22 protein-coding genes are annotated in these 20,917 nt (G+C 38.5%); all 22 read left to right on the top strand.

Features of this window, described 5'->3' with window-relative positions:
- Positions 1–303 precede the first annotated feature (303 nt).
- The 22 genes from RV04_RS09435 (at position 304) to RV04_RS09330 (ending at position 20,907) form a co-directional block, all read left to right on the top strand.
- On the top strand, positions 304–1,380 hold the full coding sequence (locus RV04_RS09435; protein WP_071858211.1) for a M24 family metallopeptidase: 1,077 nt from the start codon (positions 304–306) through the stop codon (positions 1,378–1,380).
- Between the two features lie 11 nt (positions 1,381–1,391).
- Positions 1,392–2,273 carry a proline iminopeptidase gene (pepI, locus tag RV04_RS09430; protein ID WP_071858210.1) on the top strand — a complete coding sequence of 294 codons (882 nt, stop codon included), beginning with the start codon at positions 1,392–1,394 and terminating at the stop codon, positions 2,271–2,273.
- Positions 2,274–2,303: 30 nt separating this feature from the next.
- Positions 2,304–3,662, top strand: coding sequence for a peptide MFS transporter (locus RV04_RS09425; protein ID WP_071858209.1), 1,359 nt, complete (start codon positions 2,304–2,306; stop codon positions 3,660–3,662).
- Between the two features lie 456 nt (positions 3,663–4,118).
- On the top strand, positions 4,119–5,408 hold the full coding sequence (gene prdC / locus RV04_RS09420) for a proline reductase-associated electron transfer protein PrdC (protein ID WP_281246550.1): 1,290 nt from the start codon (positions 4,119–4,121) through the stop codon (positions 5,406–5,408).
- A gap of 26 nt (positions 5,409–5,434) precedes the next feature.
- Positions 5,435–7,339, top strand: a complete 1,905-nt coding sequence (prdA, locus tag RV04_RS09415; protein ID WP_071858207.1) for a D-proline reductase (dithiol) proprotein PrdA — start codon at positions 5,435–5,437, stop codon at positions 7,337–7,339.
- A 10-nt stretch (positions 7,340–7,349) separates the two neighbouring features.
- Complete coding sequence (locus RV04_RS09410) at positions 7,350–7,655, top strand: CBO2463/CBO2479 domain-containing protein (RefSeq protein ID WP_071858206.1); 306 nt, start codon at positions 7,350–7,352, stop codon at positions 7,653–7,655.
- A 2-nt stretch (positions 7,656–7,657) separates the two neighbouring features.
- A complete protein-coding gene (locus RV04_RS13720; protein WP_071858205.1) occupies positions 7,658–8,110 on the top strand; it encodes a glycine/sarcosine/betaine reductase selenoprotein B family protein in 453 nt (150 codons plus the stop codon).
- Between the two features lie 27 nt (positions 8,111–8,137).
- On the top strand, positions 8,138–8,383 hold the full coding sequence (locus RV04_RS13715; RefSeq protein WP_211271190.1) for a hypothetical protein: 246 nt from the start codon (positions 8,138–8,140) through the stop codon (positions 8,381–8,383).
- Between the two features lie 83 nt (positions 8,384–8,466).
- On the top strand, positions 8,467–9,204 hold the full coding sequence (gene prdD / locus RV04_RS09395; protein ID WP_071858203.1) for a proline reductase cluster protein PrdD: 738 nt from the start codon (positions 8,467–8,469) through the stop codon (positions 9,202–9,204).
- A 26-nt stretch (positions 9,205–9,230) separates the two neighbouring features.
- On the top strand, positions 9,231–9,710 hold the full coding sequence (locus RV04_RS09390) for a glycine/sarcosine/betaine reductase component B subunit (RefSeq protein WP_071858202.1): 480 nt from the start codon (positions 9,231–9,233) through the stop codon (positions 9,708–9,710).
- An 81-nt stretch (positions 9,711–9,791) separates the two neighbouring features.
- Positions 9,792–10,808 carry a proline racemase family protein gene (locus RV04_RS09385; protein WP_071858201.1) on the top strand — a complete coding sequence of 339 codons (1,017 nt, stop codon included), beginning with the start codon at positions 9,792–9,794 and terminating at the stop codon, positions 10,806–10,808.
- A 19-nt stretch (positions 10,809–10,827) separates the two neighbouring features.
- Positions 10,828–11,712, top strand: coding sequence for a sulfite exporter TauE/SafE family protein (locus RV04_RS09380; protein WP_071858200.1), 885 nt, complete (start codon positions 10,828–10,830; stop codon positions 11,710–11,712).
- A gap of 282 nt (positions 11,713–11,994) precedes the next feature.
- Positions 11,995–13,017 carry a selenide, water dikinase SelD gene (selD, locus tag RV04_RS09375; protein ID WP_071858199.1) on the top strand — a complete coding sequence of 341 codons (1,023 nt, stop codon included), beginning with the start codon at positions 11,995–11,997 and terminating at the stop codon, positions 13,015–13,017.
- A 31-nt stretch (positions 13,018–13,048) separates the two neighbouring features.
- Positions 13,049–13,651: a sulfurtransferase-like selenium metabolism protein YedF gene (yedF, locus tag RV04_RS09370; RefSeq protein ID WP_071858216.1), complete on the top strand. Its 603-nt coding sequence runs from the start codon at positions 13,049–13,051 to the stop codon at positions 13,649–13,651.
- 13 nt (positions 13,652–13,664) lie between these two features.
- Positions 13,665–13,931, top strand: coding sequence for a putative Se/S carrier protein (locus RV04_RS09365; protein WP_071858198.1), 267 nt, complete (start codon positions 13,665–13,667; stop codon positions 13,929–13,931).
- Positions 13,932–14,003: 72 nt separating this feature from the next.
- Positions 14,004–15,896, top strand: coding sequence for a selenocysteine-specific translation elongation factor (selB, locus tag RV04_RS09360; protein ID WP_071858197.1), 1,893 nt, complete (start codon positions 14,004–14,006; stop codon positions 15,894–15,896).
- Between the two features lie 24 nt (positions 15,897–15,920).
- A complete protein-coding gene (locus RV04_RS09355; protein ID WP_071858196.1) occupies positions 15,921–17,045 on the top strand; it encodes an aminotransferase class V-fold PLP-dependent enzyme in 1,125 nt (374 codons plus the stop codon).
- 15 nt (positions 17,046–17,060) lie between these two features.
- Entirely contained in the window at positions 17,061–18,437 is a 1,377-nt protein-coding gene (gene selA / locus RV04_RS09350; protein WP_071858195.1) for an L-seryl-tRNA(Sec) selenium transferase, read from the top strand.
- A gap of 46 nt (positions 18,438–18,483) precedes the next feature.
- Positions 18,484–18,963 carry a CD3072 family TudS-related putative desulfidase gene (locus RV04_RS09345; protein WP_342741677.1) on the top strand — a complete coding sequence of 160 codons (480 nt, stop codon included), beginning with the start codon at positions 18,484–18,486 and terminating at the stop codon, positions 18,961–18,963.
- Positions 18,956–19,504, top strand: a complete 549-nt coding sequence (locus RV04_RS09340) for a CD3073 family putative ECF transporter S component (RefSeq protein ID WP_071858193.1) — start codon at positions 18,956–18,958, stop codon at positions 19,502–19,504. Before RV04_RS09345 ends, RV04_RS09340 begins: the two co-directional genes overlap by 8 nt.
- A gap of 219 nt (positions 19,505–19,723) precedes the next feature.
- On the top strand, positions 19,724–20,095 hold the full coding sequence (locus RV04_RS09335; RefSeq protein WP_071858192.1) for a YxeA family protein: 372 nt from the start codon (positions 19,724–19,726) through the stop codon (positions 20,093–20,095).
- A 59-nt stretch (positions 20,096–20,154) separates the two neighbouring features.
- Positions 20,155–20,907 (top strand): ABC transporter ATP-binding protein, encoded by a 753-nt coding sequence (locus RV04_RS09330; protein WP_071858191.1) that lies wholly within the window; start codon positions 20,155–20,157, stop codon positions 20,905–20,907.
- The last annotated feature ends 10 nt before the right edge of the window (positions 20,908–20,917 follow it).

Genomic DNA, 20,917 nt, shown 5'->3' with positions numbered 1-20,917 from the left:
ACATTTTTTTGTGACCCTTGACAATAATCTCAAGAATTGTTTAATTGTTCAGAAAAGTATAGTAAAATGATTTAAGCGGATTCATTTTATTTAACGATTGTATCGAGAGTACAAGCTAAAATAAAAAAATATTTTATAGTTATTTTTTAATGCTGATAGCAAAAAAATAATCATTGATTTCATTTTTGTTTTGAACTGTTACATATCAGTTGGATCCGTTTAAACGAATTATTAGCAGTATCACAAAGCTAGACTGCTTTTAATAGCAACAAACAACTATCATGATTGAAGGAGTGAAAGATTTTGAAAGAAGAACGTGTTGAAAGAGTCATCAAAAAAATGAAAGATCAAGATTACGGCCAATTATTAATTTCCGATCCAACGACTATTTTCTATTTAACTGGACGCTGGATTCATCCAGGTGAACGCTTGTTAGTATTGGTGATTACTCCAGAAAATAAAAATACGTTAATCGTAAACAAATTGTTCCCAATCGACGAAGACTTAGGCGTTGAGAAAGTCTTTATCGACGATACAGATGATGCAGTACAAAAAGTATTGGACTATGTCGATACGGATAAAAAAATCGGAATCGACAAAAATTGGCCGGCACATTTCTTGTTGCGCTTATTAGAAATTGCGCCAAACGCTCAATTAGGAAATGGTTCAGAAGTTACAGATGCTGTTCGTGCGGTTAAAGATGCAGATGAACTTGATCTGATGCGGGAAGTTTCACGAGATAATGATATTGCTGTAGGTCGCTTAAAAGATTTGCTGCCAGAAGAATTGACAGAGCTTGAAATGCGCGACAAATTAGCAGATATTTATGCCGATTTAGGCAACAGTGGCTTTTCTTTTGATCCGATTGTTGGCTACGGGGCCAATGCGGCGGACCCACATCATGAAACGGATAATTCTAAAGTAAAACCAGGAGATTCGATTATCTTAGATATTGGAGGAATCAAAAATTCATATGCCTCTGATATGACACGAACAGTCTTCTATAAAGAAGTATCTGACAAAGCTCGAGAAATTTATGAAATTGTTTTGGAAGCAAATCGTCGGGCAATCGAAATGGTTAAACCTGGAGTAAAATTTTCTGATCTAGATGCAGCAGCGCGTGACTATATCACGGAGCAAGGCTATGGAGAATATTTCACTCACCGCTTAGGTCATTTTATTGGAATCGATTGTCATGAAGCAGGTGATGTTTCCGCAGCTAATCATAATGTAGCAGAACCTGGGATGGTCTTTTCGATTGAACCAGGCATCTATGTTCCGGGTGAAGTTGGAGTGCGGATCGAGGACTTGATCATCTGTACTGAAGACGGGTATGAAAACTTGAATCACTATCCGAAAGATTTAGAAATAGTAGGTTAGGAGGCCAACGTATGAAAATCGAAGAAGGCTATATGCCTTATTTAGGTCATAAAACATATTATCGAATTGTTGGAGAACAAAAAGACAATAAAAAACCCTTGATTCTCATGCATGGTGGGCCGGGTTCTGCCCATAATTATTTTGAAGTTCTTGATGAGTTGGCAGTCGATGGCCGCCAACTCATCATGTACGATCAATTAGGATGTGGAAAATCGGCGGTCCCATCACAACCGGATCTTTGGACAGCAGAAACTTGGGTCAATGAATTGATCGCTTTGAGAGAACATCTTGGATTAGATGAAGTTCATTTACTAGGTCAATCATGGGGTGGCATGTTGGAGATTATTTATACTTGTGATTACGCACCAAAGGGAATTAAAAGTATGGTGCTTTCAAGTACCCTTTCTTCTGCAAAACTCTGGGCGCAAGAGCAACATCGAATGATTAAATTTATGTCTGAAGAAGATCAATTAGCGATCGCAAAAGCTGAGAAGACCGGCAATTATGATGATCCGGCGTATTTAGCAGCCAACGACCGTTATATGATTCGCCATGCAGCGCCAGTATTTACTCAAAATGATCCAGAACCTTTGTGGCGTAAAAAAGTAGCTGGAACAGAAAGTTATATCACTGCTTGGGGACCCAATGAGTATTCTCCAGAAGGGACCTTGCAAGGCTACGACTACACAGAAAAGCTTCAGAAAATCACTGTACCTACACTTGTTACAAGTGGCACAAATGATTTATCAACACCACTCGTAGCTAAAACAATGTATGATGCGATTCCAGGGGCAAAATGGGAATTGTTTGCAAATAGCAGGCATATGCCATTTGTTGAAGAGCGTGAAAAATACATGCTGCTGTTAGAAAATTGGCTAGCGGCAAATGACTAAAATTTTTTTGATGAAAGAGGGAAGATAATAGTGGAAACAACTCCGGTAAAAACAAAGAAGCCTTTTGGTTTTTACGTCTGTGCACTCGGATTTACTTTTGAACGTTGTGCCTTTTATACTGCAAAATATATGTTAGCGATTTGGATCGCTACAACGGCTGCTTCGGGCGGTTTAGGAATGACTAGTGCGCAAGGTGTGCAAATCTCTGCCTGGTTTGTAGCAGCAACTTATATCACGCCAACTTTTGGTGGTTATATTGCTGATTATTGGCTAAGCCCGCGCCTATGTGTGTCAGCCGGAATGATCATGATGGGACTAGGATACATGTTAGCCTGGCAAGCAAGTTCTATGGGTATGGTTTGGCTGATGATTATTTTAGTTGCACTTGGAACAGGACTATTCAAAGGAAACCTTTCAGGTGTAAATGCCTTGTTGTTTGGGGATGAAAAAGAACTAAATGAAGCCTTCTCAATTCAATATTCATTTGTGAATGTCGGTTCGTTCATTGGAACGACTTTCTTAGTATTATTGATTCCGACTTTTGGCTTTAACTTTGTATTTTTGATCTGCGGTATTCTTTTGTTAGTTGATGCACTTTGGTTTATCTTCAATAGCCGTTCTTTAGGTGAAGCAGGAAAAAAACCATTCAAAGTGGATCAACGTCAATTTGAATCAGCAGGTAAAAAAGCTGATGATGCGGCAGATACGAAATTAACTTCGGGCGATAAAAAACGAATTGTTGCAATTATTTTAGTTACTCTATTCTCTGTTGCTTTCTGGACTGTTTGGTATCTAGCATATATGCCCGCGTATTTCTACTTTGGTTACGGTGACGGCGCTGGATTTATCGAGCGAGCAAATTGGACGATCGGCAGTTTCAAAGTGCCTACTTCGTACTTTGATTCGATGAACGCTTTGACTTGTATTGTTTTAGGACCAGTTCTAGGACGTTTGTGGACAAAATTAGCTGCTCGTCCTAAAGGCGATATGAGTATGTTTAAGAAGACGGCTTTAGGAATGATTTTAGTGGGTATCTCTTATGTTGTAATGGTACTTGCAGATAGAGTCGGTAATGGACACACGGGGATTTTATGGCTTGCATTAGTAAGTTTATTAATGTCTGTTGGTGAGATGGTTTTCTCTCCATTAGGAAATTCATTCATTGCTAAATTAGCACCAGCTAAATTAATGGGCTTACTTTTAGGGGTTTGGACAATCGCAGTATTCTTCTCTCAAATGATTTATCCAGTAATCTATGCCGTTTTAGAGACGGCAGATCCGGCGAAATTTCAAATGGGTTATGGGATTTTAGCTGCCGTTGTAATCGTACTAGGAATTATTTTATGGTTTGGTAGTAAATCACTTGATAAATTAGAAACAGCAGAGTAAAAACGATTAAAGCTCTTATCTCAATTGAGATAAGAGCTTTTTATATTAAAGTGAATGAATTAATAAAGTTAATTTTTATTATTATTAAATAGAAAACGATTTCTATAAATGAGAATAAGTATCATTTAAATAACGTTTATAAACTGGGTATATATTAGGCACGAATGATTTTTTTGTCGTTGTAAATTATAATAGGTATAAATAGGATTGATGTTTCAAGGAATTAAATGTTGATTTATCAATATTTTAAATGGGAATAGTCAAGTGTATTAATAAATAATAAATTTACTTACGATATTTATTTTAGTATTAGAAAACAATTTTTTAATTAAAAAATACCAAGTTTATAACTAATTAACTTTCGAAAGCTAAATGATTGTGATATTATTTACTTGAACTAAGGGTGGCTAATTTGCTCAAGTTCGAACAATTGTAAAAGTCAGGAGGTGAAATAAATTGACACAAATTCTTATACCATTAAAACAACATGTCGGCGCTCCTTGTAAAGCAATTGTAAATGCTGGCGATCATGTGCAGCGAGGACAATTGATGGCTGAACCGAATGGATTAGGGGCTAATATACATGCAAGTTTTGCTGGACGAGTAATTGATGTAGATGGAGATAATATTGTTTTAACAATTGATGAAGAACAAGATTTTTCGACCTATTTACCGATTATCGAAACAGATAATCCAATCAAAGCAGTTGAAAATGCTGGGATTGTTGGTGCTGGTGGAGCAGGTTTTCCAACCTTTTTGAAATTAGCATGTGAGATTCCTGAAGGCGTTTTTATTGCGAATGGCGCAGAGTGCGAAGCATTACTTGTTCATAACGTCAAACAAATGAACGAACATATTGATCAATTGATTCGTGGAATGAAATATTGCATGGAGATGACTAAAGCACCAAAAGGTGTGATCGCTGTAAAAGGTAAACACCGTGCATTGATCACGCGACTCCTAAAAGCGGTTGATAGTGAACCAACATTAGATGTTTATCAATTACCGGATATTTATCCGGCCGGAGATGAACGGATGATCGTACGTGAAGTTATGGACATCGTTTTAGAACCAGGGCAACTTCCGACTGAAGTTGGCGCTGTGATTGATAATGTGGAAACGATCAAACGAATCGTAGAAGCGATTGAAGATCATAAGCCATTTATCGATAAAGATGTAACTGTTTCTGGTCGTGTGAAACAAAAAGAAACGGTCTTTGTTGATGTTCCGATTGGAACTCCGGTCAAAACATTGATTAATAATGTCGGAGGTTATGTTGAACCTCACGGTGAAATCGTAATCGGTGGACCAATGACAGGAAGAAGCGGGGACGAGATCACACCAATCACTAAAACAAGTGGTGGTGTATTAGTCGCAATGCCATTCCCTCAAGAAAGTCGTAAAGTCGGTCTTTTGATCTGTGAATGTGGAGGTTCTGCTGAACGGATGACTGAAATTGCTAACAATATGGGTGCAGAAGTTGTCGCCGCTGAAAGATGTAAGCGGATGGTAGAAGTAAATGGAAGATATAGATGTGCCTTGCCAGGTATTTGTCCAGGTCAAGCTCAAACTGTTCTGTCGTTAAAAAAACAAGGAGCAGAAGTAGTAATGACTGGATCTTGTTCCGATTGAACGAACACCGTAATGGGTGTAGCTCCTAGGTTAGGAGTTCCGGTTTATCATCATACAGATCATGTACTGCGGGCAGATGGTCACAGACTATATCGTAAATTACCTACAAATTAACTTGAAAATTTAGGAGGAATTAACGAATGTCTATTACAGCAGAAACTGCTAAAGAACATGCCAAAGATCCTGCAGTATTATGTTGCCGTGCAGAAGCAGGCAAAGTAATCGCACCAGATGATTTAGAAGATCCAGCGATCTTCCCCGATTTAGAGGATTCAGGATTGTTAGAAATCCCTGATGACGCGTTAAAAATCGAACAAGTACTTGGTACCACATTAAAAAAAACCACGGATGCGTTGGTTCCATTAACAAAAGAATTACTTGATGGTGTTTCTGAAGCTACTGAAGAAGCAAGTGAAGAGCAAGCGCCAGTTGTTGAACAAGCAATTCCTACGCCAGTTGCGCCAGTCGCACCTGTTGCACCAATGGGAAATGCACAAACAATCAAGATCCATATCGCAGAAGGACGTGGAATTGATTTAGAATTGCCATTGTCTGTAGCTGGTCAAATGGGTGTTGCACCAACAATGCCAGTACCGACTCCAACGCCAATGGAAGAAGCAACAGCTGCAAAAAGTCCAGCACTTACTGAATCAGAAGTAAAAGTAGAAGAGAAAGTTATTCGTTCTGTTCGTCGTGACTATATGAAGATTGACAAAGTTGTCTTTGGCGATGAAACGAAGATCGAAGGAACTACTCTTATTCTACGTAAGATGGAAGACATGTGTGCAGAAGCAGCGGAATTAGAAGAGTTAGTGGAAAGCATGACGTTTGAAATCATTACACCAGATAGATACAACGAATATAGTGAAACAATCATGGACGTACAACCAATCGCAGCTAAAGTTGATGGCGCAGATATCGGCCATGGCGTTACGCGTGTTTTAGATGGTGTCGTTATGGTTCTTACAGGAACAGACGCTACAGGTGTGCAGATCGGAGAATTCGGGTCATCCGAAGGTGAATTAGATCGTAACATTATGTGGGGGCGTCCTGGAGCACCTGAAAAAGGCGAAATATTTATCAAAACACAAGTAATGATCAAAGAAGGCGCGAATATGGAACGTCCAGGACCATTAGCTGCTCATAAAGCATCTGACTATATTACACAAGAAATTCGTGAAGCTGTGAAAAAGGCCGATGAATCTCTAGTGGTAGAACAAGATGAAATCGTACAAAAACGCCGTATTGGTAATAAACGTGTCGTTATTATCAAAGAAATCATGGGTCAAGGAGCTATGCATGACAATTTGATCATGCCTATTGAACCAGTTGGGACATTAGGGGCAAAACCAAATGTAGACCTGGGTAATTTACCAATTATGTTGGCTCCAACTGAAGTATTAGATGGTGGGATCCACGCATTGACATGTATTGGACCAGCATCGAAAGAAACTTCTCGTCACTACTGGAGAGAACCATTAGTACGTGAAGCCATGGAAGATGAAGAAATTGATTTAGTTGGTGTCATGTTTGTAGGTTCTCCTCAAGCAAATACTGAAAAATATTATGTTTCGAAACGTTTAGGAATGACGATTGAAGCCATGGATGTTGATGGCGCAATTGTTACAACTGAAGGATTTGGTAACAACCATATTGACTTTGCGTCGCATATCGAAGAAATCGGTAAACGTGGTATTAAAGTTGTTGGTGATTCTTATTCAGCGATTCAAGGTGCGTTAGTGGTAGGTAACCCAGAAATGATCGCCATGGTTGATAATAACAAATCAAAACAAGGGATCGAAAATGAGATCTTATCAAATAATACGCTATGTAAAGAAGACGCGATTCGTGATTTAGCAATGTTAAAAACATTGATGGGCGGCGGAACAATCAAAGCTGCTGAACGTAAATGGAATCCAAATGTTAAATTGAACAACATTGAAATCATCGAAAAAACAACTGGTAAGAAAATTGAATTAGCGCCTAATGAACAAAGCTTACCAAAAAGTAAGAAGCGGCAAGAAATTTACGAAATCGAAGAATAAGGTGAATCATATGGATGGAATAAACAAACTCAAATACATTTCGACGGAACAAATGTTTGAAGGCATCATTGTAGAATTGTTTGATGCTAGTGTAACGATCGACTTGAAAGGTCGTTTGGGCCAGTTAAAAGTACCACGTCGAATGATCATTTCTGAATATGATTTAGAAATCGGTCAAGAAGTTGGGTTTTTAATGACCTATCCAGAAGTCCTGGCAGAAGAGCCCGATGAGCATTATAAAACAGCCATTTACGAGCATGAACGTCGTCGAGTTGAAGCCAGAAAAAAACGTGAAGAAACAAGAGAGGAGAATTAAACATGGGCTTAACAGTCTTTGAAGGGTTACAGTCAGAAATTTTCGTACCAATTACACCGAAATCTGTCTTTACACCGGTCAAAAAAGAGCTTAAAGAAATGCGTGTAGCATTAGCAACTGCTGCAGGTGTTCACTTAAAAACAGATAAACGATTCAATTTAGCAGGAGATACGACCTTCCGTGAGGTTCCAGATACAGCTACAGTCGATGAGTTGATGGTTTCTCATGGAGGATATGATAATGCGGATGCCAACCGTGACATTAATTCCATGTTCCCGATTGATCGTTTGCATGAATTAGCAGCAGAAGGATTTATCAAAGAATCTGCACCTGTACACTATGCCTTTATGGGTGGTGGTGGAGACCAAGATGCTTTCCACGATGTAACCGGACCTGAAATTGCTAAAAAATTATTAGAAGAAGAAGTCGACGCCGTCGTATTGACCGCTGGCTGAGGAACCTGTCATAGAACTGCCGTGATCGTGCAGAGAGCTATTGAGGAAGCCGGGATTCCTACTATTTTAATCGCAGCATTACCACCAGTTGTTCGTCAAAATGGTACACCGCGTGCTGTAGCACCACGCGTGCCAATGGGAGCGAATGCTGGAGAACCTCATAACATTGAAATGCAAACAGGTATTTTGAAAGATACATTAGAAGAATTAGTTAAAATCGAAACGCCAGGGAAAATTGTTCCATTACCTTATGAATACATTGCCCACGTCTAAATCAAAAGAGTAATTTAATAAGTAGTATTTTTCTAAGGATACTACTTATTAACTACTATTTCTGCTGAAAGTAGGTGTGATTAATGCAAGGCGAGACTTTAAAGATCAAAGTTTTTCATATGCAAGAGGTTATTTTGGGAGATCGTTTCCAACTATCTCCAGATCGTTTGCAAATTAAGCAGGACTTTGACTGTGAAGACGCCGCTATTCAGAAGCTGACGATTCGATTACTTCCACCACATCAACAAGAGATTGAAACGAACACGATCATGGATATCATTCCGATTTCTACGAAAGTGCTAGGTGTGTTGGGAACCGGGATCACGCATACGCTAACAGGAGTTTCGGTCGTCATGACTGGAGCAATTGAAGAAGGAGAACAAATGCACGAATTTGGTTCTTCTGAAGGTGTATTGCGTGATCATTTAGTATTGAATCGAGCAGGGACGCCTAAAGCAGAAGACACCATCATTTTGGTAGATCTTCTAGCTAAAAAGGGGACTCCTTTTAATCGTGGGCTTTGTCTTAAAATGTTTGCCATCGTAGACAAGTATATTCAAGAAATACGAGAAAGTTTGAAGCTGTTGGACGGTAAAGATGCAAATGAAATTCATGTCTATGAAGATAACGTTCATCCAGGAAAACCAAAAGTTACTTTAGTAAAACAAGTGGCTGGCCAAGGAGCAATGTATGATATGCTACTTTACCCGAATGAGCCTAGCGGCTTTACGGGAGGGATTTCGATTATAGACATGAATAATATGCCGATCTTTTTATCTGCAAATGAATATCGAGATGGAGCTATTCGCTCGATGGTTTAACTAAATAAGAAATAGGTGGTGGCATCATGGGAATAGGTCCATCAACAAAAGAAACATCATTACATCATTTTCAAGATCCGTTGGTAGATCTTTTGGGAAAAGATCCTGATATTGATTTTCAAGGGATCATAATCGTCGGTACACCACAAAGCAATGCAATGAAATATTTAGTCGGGCAGCGAACTGCTGCTTGGTTAGCAGGCATGCGGACAAATGGTGTAATCGCCTCAACAGATGGTTGGGGCAATTCTGATATTGACTTTGCCAATATGCTAGAAGAAATTGGTTGCCGAAATATAAGCGTGGTTGGTCTCAAGTTCATTGGTACACAAGCGAAGTTTGTAGTCGAAAATGAATTTACGAAACATGTATTGGATTTTAATAAATCTAAAAACGGAATTGAGACGGAAGTTGTAGGTGAAAATACAATTGATCCACGCGATGCAGCCATAGCACTAGCTTCAATAAAGTTGAAAATGAGGAAAGACAATCAAAGACCAAAGTGATCGGAAGAGATGTATAAGGACTAACAAGAAATGTAAATGAATTGTATGTTCAGATAGTTATGCTCAATAAGGAGGACAATCATGAAAGTATCAAAAATGATTTCAGCAATTGATACCCATACAGCAGGTGAAGCTGCACGTTTAATTATTGGTGGAATTCCTAAATTTCCTGGCGAAACAATGGCGGATAAACGTGCTTATTTAGAAACGAAAGCAGACAATTTACGCAAGATGTTGATGTTAGAACCCCGTGGACATCGGGATATGTTTGGAGCTTTTATCACGGAACCCATTCATGAAGAAGCGGATTATGGCATTATCTTTATGGATTCAGGTGGTTATTTAAATATGTGTGGACATAATACGATCGCTGCTATGACTGCGGCCGTAGAACAAGGTTGGGTTGAAGTAGCAGAAGGTGACCGTGAAGTAAAAGTAGTACAAGATACTCCAGCGGGAATTGTTAGAGGAACCGTTCATTTAGATGAAGACTATTCTGCAGAAGCAGTCTCTTTTGAAAATGTAGAATCTTTTCTATATAAAGAAAATGTAAAAGTTGATGTTCCAAATATCGGGGAAATCACACTAGATATTTCTTTCGGTGGAAGTTTCTTTGCCATTTTGCCAGCTTCGTCTGTTGGTTTAGAAATCAAACCAGAAAATGCCTCAAAGTTCAATGATTTAGGAATAATCATTCGTGAAGCAATCAATGATCAAATTGATGTCAAACATCCGACATTGGAACATATTCAAACCGTGGACTTGGTTGAATTTTATGGACCGGCTACTAGCCCAGATGCAACGTATCAGAATGTGGTTGTTTTTGGTGATGGTCAAGTGGATCGTTCTCCTTGTGGTACAGGGACGAGTGCAAAATTGGCAACGCTTTATGGTAAAGGTGAAATGAAAGTCGGAGATACTTTTGTTTATGAAAGTATTTTATGCACAAAATTCAAAGGTGAGATTGTTGCGGAAGCAGAAGTGGGCGGGTACAAAGCAATTATTCCACGGGTCACTGGATCAGCATATGTCACTGGGTATAATTCCTTTTTAGTGGATCCGAAAGATTCTTTAAAAGAAGGATTTCTTCTAGGCTAGAAATAAAAGGAGGACAAATATGGTAACGATATTGCTAGGAATCTATGTTGCACTGATGGTCTTACACACGGTCAACATGGGTAGTGATTTATTTAAAAATAGAAATAATTTAGGTCATGGAAGCTGGATTGTTTCGGGAATAATTGGCTTTGTTACAGACTTCTTAGATACATTAGGGATCGGAAGTTTTGCACCTACAACGTTAGCTTTAGACGCAACAAAACAGTTGAGTTCTGATCGCTTATTACCGGGAACGTTAAACGTTGCCCATGGAATTCCCGTTTTAGTTGAAGCGTTTATCTTCACTCAAGTAGTTGATGTATCACCGGTAACACTTTTTTCTTTAGTAGGTGCGGCCACAATCGGTGCTTTTATCGGTTCAAAATTTGTAACGGGCTTACCAGAAAAGAAAGTTCAACTTTGGATGGGCTGGGCATTGATTGTTACAGCAGTCTTGATGTTTGCACGCCAACAAGGTTGGATCGATATTTTAGGAGCAGACAATACTGCTACTGCTTTAACAGGAATCAAATTGATTATCGGTGTTGTGATTAATTTCTTCCTAGGCGCATTAATGACGATCGGCGTAGGTCTATATGCACCGTGTATGGCAATGGTCTATATGTTAGGGTTGAGTCCCTTAGTTGCTTTTCCTGTAATGATGGGCTCATGTGCTGGATTGATGCCAATTGCAAGTATTAACTTTGTAAAAACTGGAGACTATGCGCGTAAAGTTAGTCTAGCTATCACAATTGGTGGTATTTTAGGAGTAATCATTGCGGCAAAATTTGTAACTGGATTAAATTTAGAAATTCTAACGTATATTATTATTGTAGTAATCATCTATACTGGGATTACTTATATCCGTAAGAGTATGGGAACTGTTGCAAAAGCAAAAGCGTAAAAGAAAACTACTTGCTTAATTAAGCGAGTAGTTTTTTTGTGCAATTATTTATTTTATATTTCACAATGAATGGGGTTTCTGAAAAAAGGAGATTATTTAATAAATCAAATCTATTTTTATAAATAATATTTTTTTCTGATTAAGTGAATATAAAGATAGTGAATAAATTTTAAATTTCAATGGAATAATCAATAATATTTTATAAGTTATATTAAATAAAATTCTCCTGGTTAAACAAAAAATAAACTGTTATAATAGTTGATGCAAAGGATGGTGAGTAGAATGGATACAGTACAACAATTGATTGTTTGTGGTGGATGTAATGCAAAAATTGGACCAGGTAATCTAGGAGAACTGCTTGCTGATTTACCTAAAACTACTAATGAAAATTTATTAGTTGGATTTGATTCCACAGATGATGCAGCTGTTATTAAATTACGTGAAGATTTAGCAATTATTCAGACATTAGACTTTTTCCCAACAATGGTAACGGATCCATATCTTTTTGGTAAAATTGCGGCAGCAAATGCGTTAAGTGATGTTTATGCTATGGGAGGAGAAGTTCTCTCAGCCTTAAATATTGTTGCTTTTCCTGAAGAAAAAGATCTGTCTATTTTAAAAGAGATTTTAAGGGGTGGTTCTGAAAAAGTCCAAGAAGCTGGCGCTATTTTAGCGGGTGGACATTCGATTCACGATCAATCAGTCAAATATGGCTTATCGGTTACCGGAACCATCGATCCGACTAAAATCTATCAAAATAATACTTGCCAATTAGGTGATCATTTAATACTGACCAAACCTTTAGGTGTAAGTATCATCACTGTGGGTTACAGTGCAGCAGAAATCAGTGAAACTGCATTTGTGAAAGCAACCACGAGCATGGAAACATTAAATAAATATGCAATGGAAATCATTCGAAATTATCCAATCAATAGTTGTACTGATGTGACTGGTTTTGGTTTAGCAGGACATTTACACGAGATGCTGAACGATAAATTTAGCGCGAAAATCCACTCTAAAGATCTTCCTTACTTTGAAGAAGCCTACCAAGGAGCAAAAGAGTTTATCTTGACGGCAGGTGGTCAACGTAATCGAAATTATATGCAAGATAAAATCGCTTTTGAAATTGATGATTTTGGAATTGAAGAACTTTTATTTGATCCTCAAACATCTGGCGGGCTTTTAGTAAGTGTTCCAGCGGATCAAGCAACGGTATTAGTGAAAGAGCTGCAAGCAGCCGATATTCCGGCTAAAGACTTTGGCGTTGTTATAGAAAAACAAGGAAAAGAACTATTAGTTGATTAATCGCATTACACTTGATGAAGGAGCGAAAGAGATGTTTAAGATTGATGCATTAGGGAAGGCTTGTCCTTTACCGGTAATCGAAACAAAAAAAGCATTGCGAGAACATGCAGTAGTCGAGACGCTTGTAGATAATGAAATCGCGACTCAAAATTTAAAAAAAATGGCTGAACAACTAGGTTATATCTATCAAATGGAACAACAAGCAGAAAACAAATATGTTGTTGTGATCTCTAAGGCAAATACAGAATTAATAAATGAAACACCCGAACTATCAACTGCTCCGGTAAAAAATGTAGCTGATGTTGATTCATATATCGTGGTAATCGATACGAATGTGATGGGAAGAGGGTCTGATGAACTAGGAAAGAATTTATTAAAAGGGTTCATTTATTCATTAACAGAACAAGATATCTTACCAAATAAAATTATTTTTTATAATGGCGGGGTACATTCGGTAGCCAAAGGATCAGATTCGTTAGAAGATTTGGTTGGTTTAGCTGAGCAAGGTGTTGAAATCTATGCTTGTGGTGCTTGCTTGAATTTTTATGATTTGACATCGGCAGTTGGAGAAGTAACAAATATGTATAGAATCGTAGAAATGATGCGTCAAGCATCGAAAATCGTAAAACCATAAAGGAGCAATTTTGATGCAAACATACGGTGTTGCCCTATTTTACTCTACTCGGGAAGCCATGAAAGCGGAAGAAATTGCAAAAAAAGCCCAACTTGCTATCCGAATCATTCCTACGCCGGAAAAGATTCATGCTAGTTGTGGCTTTTCTTTAAAATATTCGTTATCAGAAGAAATGCAGTTGGTGTCATTATTAACGCAAAATAAAATTACTTCTGAAGGCTTTTATCAGGCAATTCAAGCTGGATTGAAAACCGAATATGAGTTAAGGGCAGTTCAATAATAGTTAAAAGTGAGTATTTAATAAAACAGGTTACTATAATAGAAAGATTTTACAGTAGGAAAGGATCAGTGGATGGCTAATATTGTAATTGGAACAGCTGGGCATATCGATCATGGAAAAACAACTTTGATCAAGGCTCTGACGGGAATCGAAACAGATACGACTTCAGAAGAGAAAAAGCGAGGAATGTCGATCAATTTAGGTTTTGCCTATTTAGATTTACCGGATGAAAAGCGAGTGGGAATCGTAGACGTTCCTGGGCATGAAAAATTTATTAAAAATATGGTTGCAGGTCTACCAGGAATCAATCTTGTGTTATTAGTGATCGATGCCGCAGAAGGTATCATGCCGCAAACAAAAGAACACATTGATATTTTGTCTTTACTAGGCATCCGTGATTTTTTGATTGTATTAACAAAGGTCGATACAGTTGATCCTGAATTAAAAGAGTTAGTAGTCGAAGATATTCGCGAGCAATTGAGTGAAACACCGCTAGCGCAGGCAGATTTGGTTGAAACAGACGCTATAACTGGTACGGGAATTCAAGAACTGCTCAATAAAATCCAGAAACATGCTGAAGAAGCGACAGAAAGGTCAAACAGTGGAGCTGCTCGCTTAAATGTCGATCGTGTATTTAGTGTGAAAGGATTTGGAACCGTTGTTACCGGGACCTTACTTGATGGCGAAATTCAGATAGGTGAAGACCTCTATCTTTATCCTAGCCAAAAGAAAACACGTGTAAGAAATATTCAAGTCCATGAAACGGATGTCTCTAGCGCTCAACCTGGACAACGAACCGCATTGAATCTAGCTAATATTTCAGTGGATGAAATCCAACGTGGCGACGTTTTAACTACTTCTGAAAAATTAGCCGATACGTGGATGTTGGATGTTAAAGTAACTTGCTTGCCTGAAGTTATTAATGGAATCGGTTTATGGGATCGGGTCCGTTTATTGGTGGGAACTAGAGAAGTAATGGCACGGATCGTTCCTCTAGGCGTTGACTGGATTGCTCCTGGAGAAGAAGGTTTTTTACAATTACGTTTAGAAGAACAAGTAGCTGTGAAAGATCGGGATCGTTTCATTTTACGTGCTTATTCACCCATGCAGACAATTGCTGGAGGTGAGGTATTAGATGCTGCACCTCACAAACACCGTCGCTTTAAAGTTGAAATCTTAGAAAGTTTGAAAGCAAAAGAAGATGGCAGTTTAGATGAATTGATCAATGATTTCATGACGAATAAAAAACAGCCATTTACAAAGCTGAAAGAATTAGCTGAGTATCTGGGCACAGATCAAGACGAACTCAAACCAGTCTTAAGTGAAATGATCACAGAAGGTCGGATTTTAGAAACCAAGACAGGCTATTTAGCTCAAACAAGTTATCAAAAGCTGTGCGATCAAGGAACAGAGATTTTAACCGCATACCATAAACAATACCGTCTGCGGATTGGGATGCCTGTAGAAGAATTTCGTTCACGTCTACGTAGTTCGCTAACAGAAAAGGAAATTGCTACCTATTTGCATTTAATGAAAAATGAAAAAATAAAAGAAAAGAACGATCGGGTAGCGTTGATAGATTTTGAAGTAACCTTTAATCAATACCAAAAAACAGCACAAGAAAAAATTGAGGCCGCTCTAGCAAAAAGTGGTTATACACCCATAAAAAAAGAGGATTTAATCAGCTTAGACAAAAATGCAGAAGAAGTTTTAGAGGCTTTGAATGGAGAAACGGTGATCTTTTTGACGCATGAATATGTATTGTTGAAAGCACTATTTGATCAAGCTATCGAGTTAGTTCGTAAACAAATCGTCGAAAACAGCCAAATGACTTTAGGCGATTTTCGGGATTTGACGGATTCAAGTCGCAAATCGTCCATGTTGATCTTAGAGTATATGGATAAACAAGAAATGACTAAGCGAGTAGAGAATTATCGAGTTTTAGGAAAATTTTTAAATCGATAAAGGCAGAGAGGGTGAATGATAAGGATGGGTATTTACATGGACAATGCAGCGACGACAGCTCAGAAACCCGCAGTAGTTAGTGAGTCGATGATCAAAATCCTTCAAGGTCAATATGGTAATTCCTCACGAGGTGCCCATGGGTATTCTTTAGCTAGTTATCGCGTGGCCGAAAGGGCTAGAAACCAAATAAAAAACCTTTTTCATACAGCCGAGCAGTACGAAGTTGCGTTTACGAATAATGCCACAGTTGCTTTGAATGAAGTATTGAAAGGGTTGATCAAACCAGGAGATCATGTGATCACAACTTCTTGGGAACATAATTCAGTCTTGCGGCCATTGTATCAATTGGAAGCTCAAGGTGTGTTTTTAGATATTGTATCGAGCGAACCAATCAGTGGGCGCTTGAATTACGATGAATTTTTGCAAAAATTACGGCCAACAACTAAAGCCGTTATCTGTAATCATGCAAGTAATGTCACGGGTAATTTATTGGATTTAGCTCGAATTAAAAAATTCTGTGTTCAGCATGACCTATTTCTGATCGTTGACGCCTCGCAAACGGCTGGAATGGTTCCAATCGATCTTAGCGACGGAAAAATCGCGGCGCTTTGCTTTACCGGACATAAATCATTGTATGGCCCTCAGGGAACTGGCGGAGTTTGTGTAAGAAAAGACGTACCCTTAGAACCTGTTTTGACTGGCGGCGATGGTATGCAGTCTTTTTCTAAGGTCCAACCGCAAGAGTTGCCGACATTGCTAGAAGCAGGCACCTTAAATATTCCTGGGCTAGCCGGATTAGCGGCCAGCGTTGAGTGGCTGAAAGGTAAACCAGACACTTCTGATTTAGGAGATTATTTTTATCAAGAAGCACAAAAAATTACCGGACTAACGATGTATGGAGATTTTTCAGCGCCACGTGTCAATGTTTTTTCAATCAATCTTCAAGAGGCAGAATCGGCGATCGTTAGTGATTTACTCTGGGAAGAATTTGAGATTGCCACTCGTCCAGGCTATCATTGTGCTCCGTTGATGCATAAAGCATTACATACCGCTGATCGAGGCACCGTTAGACTTTCTTTTTCTTATTTTACTACGAAAAAGGAAGTGGAGCGCGTGTTAGCAGCACTAAAAAATCTAGCGTCTCGCTAAGAAAGTTGGAGACTTATGCCACAAACGATACAAAAACTTTTATCTAATTTACCGTCTGTCGATTGTTTATTAAAGCAGATCGACTCGATCTATTCGCATGGTCTCGCTAAAGAAGCCACCCAACAGGTATTAACTCAAATTCGTCAAGAAGTCCTTTCAGGTACACGGACAGTATTAGAGACAGAGAATGAAATCATTATAAGGATCGAAAAACAATTAAAGGAGAATCAATTTTCTTTACGTCGAGTAATCAATGCGACTGGAACAGTGATCCATACGAATCTTGGTCGTTCGTCATTAAGTCAGCAAGTACAACAGCAGGTGGCGGAAACAAGTTTCCATTACTCCAATTTAGAATTTGATTTGGCTACAGGCAAACGTGGTTCACGTTATAGTCATCTAGTTTCGATCGTCAAGAAGCTCACCCAAGCTGAGGACGTCTTGGTGGTCAATAATAATGCCGCTGCTGTTTTATTGGCATTAAGCACGTTGACTCAAAATAAAGAAGTGCTGGTTTCGCGTGGAGAATTGGTAGAAATCGGGGGTGCTTTTCGGATTCCCGATGTTATTACATCGAGTGGTGGGACGATTGTAGAAGTAGGGACGACAAATAAAACCCATTTAACTGATTATGAACGTGCGATGACCGAAGAGACCGGTGCTATATTAAAAGTCCATACAAGTAATTATCGAATTGTCGGTTTTACTGAAACGCCTGACCTGAATCAGTTAGCCAAACTGGCTCATAGTCAAAAACTACCTCTGATCAATGATTTGGGTAGTGGCTTATTTTTAGATATGCGTCCTTTTGGCTTGCCGTACGAGCCAACGATCAAAGAAGTGTTGGAGCAAGGATGTGATGTCGTCACATTTAGTGGAGACAAATTATTGGGAGGACCCCAAGCTGGAATTATCGTCGGGAAAAAAGAATACATTGAAAAAATGAAAAAGAACCAACTTTTACGCGCACTACGAATCGATAAACTAACACTAAGTGCGTTAGAAGCAACTTTTTCTTTGTACTTAGATGAGAAAGAAGCACTGACGGCTATTCCAACTTTACAAATGATTGGTTTAAGTGAACAAGAATGCTTAGCTAAGGCTGAATATTTGGCGGGCATGTTAAAGGACGTTCCAAATTTGACTGTAAAAATTGAAAAGGACCATAGTAAAATCGGCGGCGGCTCTTACCCAGAACATTTATTACCAACGATGACGGTTTCTTTAATGAGTAAAAAGTATTCAGCGGATCATTTGCAAGAAAAGCTCAGAGTAGCTGGAACACCGATTATTAGCCGAATCAAAAATGACAGCAATTTATTAGATGTGCGAACAATCGATGAAACAGAATTTCCAATGATTCAAAAAAGTTTGATGGAAATTTTTGAATAGAAAGTGAATTCGAGGAGGAATAGTTATTCAACCACAAAAACAAATAGTGGCAGTCTCACATTGTATTTTGAATCAGAATGCAGTGATTCATGGTTGGGAAAGAGCTCATGGTGCTTTTCCTTTTGCAGTGGAGCTGTTAAAAAAAGGGATCGCATTTATTCAATTGCCCTGTCCTGAATTTTTAGCGCTTGGTGGAAACCGTCCACCGATGACGTATCAACAATATAATGAACTACCGGATTATCGTCAGAAATGTCAAGCGATGCTAGAGCCTATCATGCAACAGCTTATCGCTTATCAGGCCCAAGACTACCAATATTTAGGTGTGATCGGAATCAACGAAAGTCCTAATTGCTCACTTAGTGGTGAGCGTGGTGTTTTAATGGAAGAATTTTTTGCTCTCTGTAAAGAAGCGGCAGTCAATACTAATTTCTTTGAAGTTCCTACTTGGTATAGTGAAGAAAACCAAGGCGATTTAAACGAACAACTAAAAATTTTTTTAAAAAGAGGCGTAGAGAATGAATAATAGTAAAGCCAGAGTGATCGCTATGTGTGCAATCGCGGTAGTATTAAATGTAGTATTGGGTGAAACTGTCTCAATGATGAAGATTCCGCTATTATTTTTAGATACAATGGGTACGATTTTTATTGCGGCCAATTTTGGAATGAGTTATGGAATTATTACGGGTGTCACAACAAATTTACTGATGGGACTGCTCAGTGGTCCATTATCGATTCCCTTTGCACTAGTAAATGTGGCTGTGGCAATAGTCGTAGCTTTAGTAGCTAAACGTGGTTTTGGCTATAAACAAGCGTTGCTCGCGGGAGTATTGTTAGCCTTTATCTGTCCAATGATTGGTGCACCCATTCGTTTGGCTTTATTCGGTGGATTTACTGGTTCGGGAACGGACATCGTTATCATGGCATTACGTGCCTCTGGAAAAGAAATGATCAGTGCAACTTATTGGGGCGCGGTTTCGGCCAATGTCGTAGATAAAATTGTTTCTTGTTTAATCGTGGCATGGTTTATTAAGCTACCACAGATGAAGCGTTTTGCAGTGAAGTGAGTCACCCAAATCTTTACAGCTAAACAGGTTACTTTCAATTTAATAATCTCAGCTAGGATCAATGTTAATATTGATCCTAGCTCTTTTTTTTGAAAAGGTAAACATAATTAATTTTTTATGAAATGACAATTTTGTTAGATGATTCACTCTTTAATATATGGTGAAAATTCAAATAAACCTGTATAGTATGGAAAGAAATTAGAAAAGGAGCAATGAATCATGAAGAAATTTTTGATTGGTTTAGTTAGTTTAATTGTGCTGGTCTTTTTAGGTTTGCAAATAGCACAAAAAGTCGTTTCTAGTGGAGATGACTATTATGTTCAAGTCACTACAGATGGAAAACGTATCGTTAGTAAAGACGACAGCGGTAATAAATATGTTGATTACAAGTACTCATTGCCAGGCTACGATAAAAAAGGTGAGGAAAAACAATTAGATTTTTCAGCGGCTAAGGATCGGCCTTTGCGGAAAGAAGCTTTCTTGAAGGTTACCTGGAACAAGAATAAAGGTGTTACTTCTTATGAAGAAGTTCAGAAAAAGAAAGTCCCTGAAAAAGCAGCTGAAAAATTAGGTATAAGTTCAGCCAATTAAACAAAAGTAGGAAATGATTAGTTTATCAGAATAAGAGCGTGAAATTAAGAGGTGTAACGATGGAAAAAATCGTCTCAGTCAACAATGTCAAAAAGACGTATGGAAAAGGAAATCAAAAGAAAACAGAAGCGTTGAAAGGAATTTCTTTCGAAGTAGAAAAAGGTGAATTTGTCGGTATCATGGGAGCATCGGGTTCTGGTAAATCAACATTATTGAATTTATTAGCGACTTTAGATAAACCCACAGCTGGAGAAATAGCCATTAACCAAGCAGATGTCACAAAATTATCTGGCAATCAGTTAGCTGATTTTCGTAGTAAAGAAATTGGGTTTATTTTCCAAGATTTTAATTTGTTAGAAAATTTAACTGCTGCTGAAAATATCGCAGTGCCCTTATCTTTACAGGGAGTCAAAGGGAAAGAAACGCAGCGACGGGTTGCAGAAGTTGCTAAGCGATTATCGATCGACGGAATATTGAATAGCTATCCGGCACAGATTTCTGGAGGTCAAAAACAACGAGTCGCAGCTGCGCGGGCATTGGTTACTCAACCAACGATTTTATTAGGCGATGAACCTACAGGGGCATTGGACTCAAATAGTGCGCGTGATTTGTTGGATACAATGGAAGAGTTGAATCAAAAAGATCAAGTGTCGATTTTATTAGTTACCCACGATCCTTTTTCAGCTAGTTATTGTCGGCGTATCCTATTCATCAAAGATGGTGTCATTTACCAAGAACTTAATCGCGAAGGCCAAACACAAGATGCTTTTTATCGTCAGATTCTAAGTATTCTTGGTAATTTGGAACAGTAGGAGGGATTTT

It is taken from the genome of Enterococcus hermanniensis (assembly GCF_001885945.1).
Taxonomy (GTDB): domain Bacteria; phylum Bacillota; class Bacilli; order Lactobacillales; family Enterococcaceae; genus Enterococcus_A; species Enterococcus_A hermanniensis.
The sequence above is the reverse complement of the archived record's forward strand: the minus strand, read 5'-3'. Positions and strand labels throughout refer to the sequence as shown.

What these genes read in the sequence shown, in the direction of transcription:
- prdA (WP_071858207.1), top strand. Translation starts at nt 5,435, where the DNA reads ATGTCTATTACAGCAGAAACTGCTAAAGAACATGCCAAAGATCCTGCA.
- RV04_RS09365 (WP_071858198.1), top strand. Translation starts at nt 13,665, where the DNA reads ATGCAAACATACGGTGTTGCCCTATTTTACTCTACTCGGGAAGCCATG.
- selA (WP_071858195.1), top strand. Translation starts at nt 17,061, where the DNA reads ATGCCACAAACGATACAAAAACTTTTATCTAATTTACCGTCTGTCGAT.
- RV04_RS09385 (WP_071858201.1), top strand. Translation starts at nt 9,792, where the DNA reads ATGAAAGTATCAAAAATGATTTCAGCAATTGATACCCATACAGCAGGT.
- RV04_RS09390 (WP_071858202.1), top strand. Translation starts at nt 9,231, where the DNA reads ATGGGAATAGGTCCATCAACAAAAGAAACATCATTACATCATTTTCAA.
- RV04_RS09330 (WP_071858191.1), top strand. Translation starts at nt 20,155, where the DNA reads ATGGAAAAAATCGTCTCAGTCAACAATGTCAAAAAGACGTATGGAAAA.
- RV04_RS09355 (WP_071858196.1), top strand. Translation starts at nt 15,921, where the DNA reads ATGGGTATTTACATGGACAATGCAGCGACGACAGCTCAGAAACCCGCA.
- selD (WP_071858199.1), top strand. Translation starts at nt 11,995, where the DNA reads ATGGATACAGTACAACAATTGATTGTTTGTGGTGGATGTAATGCAAAA.
- RV04_RS09335 (WP_071858192.1), top strand. Translation starts at nt 19,724, where the DNA reads ATGAAGAAATTTTTGATTGGTTTAGTTAGTTTAATTGTGCTGGTCTTT.
- RV04_RS09340 (WP_071858193.1), top strand. Translation starts at nt 18,956, where the DNA reads ATGAATAATAGTAAAGCCAGAGTGATCGCTATGTGTGCAATCGCGGTA.
- RV04_RS13720 (WP_071858205.1), top strand. Translation starts at nt 7,658, where the DNA reads ATGGGCTTAACAGTCTTTGAAGGGTTACAGTCAGAAATTTTCGTACCA.
- yedF (WP_071858216.1), top strand. Translation starts at nt 13,049, where the DNA reads ATGTTTAAGATTGATGCATTAGGGAAGGCTTGTCCTTTACCGGTAATC.
- prdD (WP_071858203.1), top strand. Translation starts at nt 8,467, where the DNA reads ATGCAAGGCGAGACTTTAAAGATCAAAGTTTTTCATATGCAAGAGGTT.
- selB (WP_071858197.1), top strand. Translation starts at nt 14,004, where the DNA reads ATGGCTAATATTGTAATTGGAACAGCTGGGCATATCGATCATGGAAAA.
- RV04_RS09380 (WP_071858200.1), top strand. Translation starts at nt 10,828, where the DNA reads ATGGTAACGATATTGCTAGGAATCTATGTTGCACTGATGGTCTTACAC.
- RV04_RS09410 (WP_071858206.1), top strand. Translation starts at nt 7,350, where the DNA reads ATGGATGGAATAAACAAACTCAAATACATTTCGACGGAACAAATGTTT.
- pepI (WP_071858210.1), top strand. Translation starts at nt 1,392, where the DNA reads ATGAAAATCGAAGAAGGCTATATGCCTTATTTAGGTCATAAAACATAT.